The following is a 4,130-nucleotide window of genomic DNA, read 5'->3' on the forward strand; positions in this document are numbered from 1 at the left end:
GCGCGCACGGGTTGACCGGGCCACGGGGGCAGGGGGGCGCGGGTTGATCAGGCCACGGGGGCAGGGGGGGCGCGTTGGTCGATCAGGCCACAGGACCGGGGGAGGGCGAGTTGATCAGGCCACAGGGCCGCGGGGGTAGCGTTTCAGGCGCTGGATGAGGTCGGCGCCGGGGATGGGGCGGTCGAACAGGTAGCCCTGGCCCACGTCGCAGTGTTGGCGGCGCAGGAACGCCAGCTGCGCCGGTGTCTCGATGCCTTCGGCCACCACCTTGAGCTTGAGGTTGTGTGCCATGGCAATCACCGCCGACGTGATCTCCATGTCATCCTGGTTGTCCGGAATTTCATGAATGAAGCTGCGATCGATCTTGATGATGTCGATCGGGAATTTCTTCAGGTAGCTCAGCGACGAATAACCGGTGCCGAAATCGTCCATGGCCAGGGTCAGGCCCAGCTTCTTCAGTTGGTCCAACTGCTGGCGGGTGTCTTCGGTGGCCTCGAGCAGCAAGCCTTCCGTGAGTTCCAGCTCCAGCAGCGGCGCCTCCAGATCCTCTTCCTGCAAAATGGTCGCGATGGAAGACACCAGGTCCGGGTCGGAAAACTGCTTGGGCGACAGGTTGATGGCCACTTGCAGGCGGCCCAGCCCCGCAGCGGTCAGCGCCTTGCTCATGCGGCAGGCCTGGCGCGCGATCCATTTGCCGATGGGGATGATCAGGCCGGTTTCCTCGGCCACGCTGATGAACTGGTCCGGGCGAATCATGCCCTTCTCCGGATGGTTCCAGCGCAACAACGCCTCCATCCCCAACAAGCGCCCGGTCTTGAGGCACAGCTTGGGCTGGTAGAACACCTCCAGCTCGTTCTGGGTCAAGGCGCGGCGCAGGTTGTTCTCCACGAACAGCTTGTAACTGGCCTCGGCGTTCAACGCCTCGGTGAACACCTGCACCTGATGCTTGCCGTTGGCCTTGGCCTTGTGCAGAGCGAGGCCGGCGTTCTTCATCAGCGTCTGCGGATCGCCCCCATGCACCGGCGCGCAGGCCAGGCCCACGGAGCCGGTGACGTTGATCAACTGATTGTCGACGAACATCGGTTTGTCGAGGGTCTTGAGCACCTGGTTGGCGATCAGCTGGCCGGCTTCCAGGTCAGTGTCATCGAGCAACACGGCAAATTCGTTACTGGCGAAGCGTGCCAGGGTGCCGCTGGGGTTCAGGCTGTTGCGCAGGCGACGCGCCAGGCTGACCAGCAACTTGTCGCCGGTCTGATGGCCGAGGCTGTCGTTGATCCGCTTGAAGTTGTCGATGTCCACCAGCAGCAGGCTGATCGGCGTGTCGCTGTCACGGGCGAAGCGCTCGTCCAGGTTGCGAATGAACGCCGGGCGGTTGCCCAGGCTGGTGAGGTTGTCGGTGTACGCCAGGCGCTCGATGCGCTGCTGCGCCAGCTTGCTCTGGGTGATGTCTTCGTAGATGCCGATGTAGTGGGTCAGCTCGCGGTCGTCGCCGAACACCTTGGAAATCGACAGCTGCCCCCAGTAGGGTTCCAGGTTCTTGCGCCGGCTCTTGAATTCGCCTTGCCAGCTGTTGCTGTTGGCCAGGCTGGACGGCGCATCGAAGAGCATCTCGCTGAGGTTTTCCAGTGCCGGCAGTTCGGACAACTGCCGGCCATGGACCTCGTCGGTGCTGTATTGGGTGATGGCGGTGAAACTGGGGTTCACGTACTCCACCACGCCGTCGCAATTGACCAGCAGAAAGGCGTTGGCGCTCTGTTCCACGGCGCGTTGGAACAGGTTCAGCGCGCTGGTGGCGGCGCGCCGGTTGTAGTTGTTGATGACCTGGGCGAACTGGTCGGCCAATTCCCCGGCAAAAGCGATTTCATCGGACTGCCACAGCCGCGGCGAGCTGCTCTGTTCCAGGCACAGCACGCCCACCACCTGGCCGTCGACGCGAATACTGGCATCGAGCATGGCATGGATATCGCGGGCGCTGAGTACCCCAGCCATCTCCCGAGTGCGCGGGTCGTTGGCGATACTGGTGGCATCGATGGCACGGCTGGCATGCAGGGCGGCCAGGTAATCGGGGTACTGGCTGACGTCGATGGCTTCGGCGCGGTGATGGGTGCCGTTGCTGCGATAGTAGGCCGTGACCGGCTCCAGTCGCTGGCCTTCCAGGTTCCACAGGCTGGCGCAGTCGATGCCGTAGATCTCGCAGGCATTGCGGGTGATCAGTTCGGCGGCTTCGAGCAATGGATTGTTGGTGGTGTAGCGCTGGCGCGCCAGGCTCAGGATCAAGGCCTGCTGGGCGCTGACCCGCTCAAGGTGCTGCAACTGTTCCTGCTGGGCCAATTGGTTGAGCTCCAAGGCCATTTGCAGACGGCTGTTCTGGCTTTCCAGGTCGGCGGCGGCGAAAGCGGCATCGCTTTCGAATGCCTCGTCGACCACCAGCAGATAACCGCGCAACAGCTGACGATTGTGCTGACGAAACAGCTCGCCCAACTCCATCAGGCGCAGGGGGCCGTGGGCGGTGTGCAGGGTGTAGCGGACCAGGTAATTGGGTTTGCTGGCGATCTGTTCCTGAATGGCATCGTGCAGCCGATAACGGGCTTCGGGTTCCATCAGGCTCGCGTAGGGCGAGCCGATCAGGGCACACAGCTCGGCCGCCGGCAGGCCAAAGGCGCGTTCGCATGCGGGGTCAAGGAACAGCAGCGCCCAGTTCGCCTCATTAAGCCGCTCGAAACGCAGCATACCGAGGCGCGAGGGCACCGGTAATTGCGTCACTACCTCGGCCACCATGCGGTTGGCGGCATCCGGTTGGCTTTTCATTGAGAAGAACTCGCTTCAAGAGTGCTGATCGCGCGCGCTAGACGGGGGTGCCGGCTGGCGCTACTGGCAAGGTTGCATCATGGCGCTCGGACTGACAAGCGATACAGTGGCTCTGTGCTTCCATGTTGTCGGCAAAGTACGAAATTCCTTGAATTGGATCCCAAAAATGGCTGTTTTTACAGGGAAAAGGGCGCTGTCGTAGCGAGAATTGGGGGGCTGGCCCGCTTGTTCCAGCCCCCAGGCGCGAGGGTCTGTCGCGGTACGTGGCAACCATTGCCCGAACCGCGCGGGCAAACGGCGGGCAAAAAAAACCCACCTTGCGGTGGGTTTTCTTACCGACGCATGCGTTACAGCAGCATGGTGCGGATATCGGTCAGCAATTCACCCAGACGCTTGGTGAAGCGTGCAGCCGCAGCGCCATTGATCACGCGGTGATCGTAGGACAACGACAGCGGCAGCATCAGCTTGGGCTGGAAGGCTTTGCCATCCCACACCGGCTGGATGGTGGCCTTGGAGACACCCAGGATCGCCACTTCCGGCGCGTTGACGATCGGCGTGAAGCCGGTGCCGCCAATGTGGCCGAGGCTGGAGATGGTGAAGCAGGCGCCTTGCATGTCGTCCGCCGAGAGCTTCTTGGTCCGGGCTTTTTCAGCCAGGGCCGCAGCTTCGGCCGCCAGTTGCAGCAGGCTCTTCTGGTCGACGTTCTTGATCACCGGCACCAGCAGGCCATCAGGAGTGTCCACCGCGAAGCCGACGTTGACGTACTTCTTGCGAATGATCGCCTTGCCGCTCGGCGCCAGCGAGGCGTTGAAGTCCGGCAGCTCCTTGAGCAGGTGCGCGCAGGCCTTGAGCAGCAGTGGCAGCACGGTCAGCTTGACGCCGGCCTTTTCTGCCACGGCTTTCTGGGCGACGCGGAACGCCTCAAGCTCGGTGATATCGGCCTGGTCGAACTGGGTCACGTGCGGCACGTTCAGCCAGCTGCGGTGCAGGTTGCTGGCACCGGCCTGCATCAGGCGGGTCATCGGCACTTCTTCGATTTCACCGAAGCGGCTGAAGTCCACCACCGGAATCGGCGGAATGCCCGCGCCACCGGTGGCGCCTGCGGCCGCGGCCGGTGCGGTCTTGGCCTTCTGCAGCTCGGCCTTGACGTACACCTGCACATCTTCCTTGAGGATACGACCGTGCGGGCCGGTCGGGCTCACGGCGCTCAGCTCGACGCCGAACTCGCGGGCCAGCTGACGTACTGCCGGGCCTGCGTGAACCTTGGCACCGGCCGCAGCGGCGGGCGCGGCGGCTGGCTTCTCGGCGGCGGTCGGGGCGGC

The 4,130-nt window shown here is 63.5% G+C and carries 2 protein-coding genes; both read right to left on the reverse strand.

The features are described 5' to 3' along the window. Positions 1 to 114: 114 nt before the first annotated feature. Positions 115 to 2,808: a sensor domain-containing phosphodiesterase gene (locus B3397_RS04840; RefSeq protein ID WP_296247779.1), complete on the reverse strand. Its 2,694-nt coding sequence runs from the start codon at positions 2,806 to 2,808 to the stop codon at positions 115 to 117. A gap of 347 nt (positions 2,809 to 3,155) precedes the next feature. Continuing rightward, the coding region (locus B3397_RS04845) for a 2-oxo acid dehydrogenase subunit E2 (RefSeq protein WP_296247781.1) at positions 3,156 to 4,130 on the reverse strand (975 nt) is incomplete at its 5' end.

This window comes from Pseudomonas sp. UBA4194, assembly GCF_002379585.1.
GTDB lineage: Bacteria > Pseudomonadota > Gammaproteobacteria > Pseudomonadales > Pseudomonadaceae > Aquipseudomonas.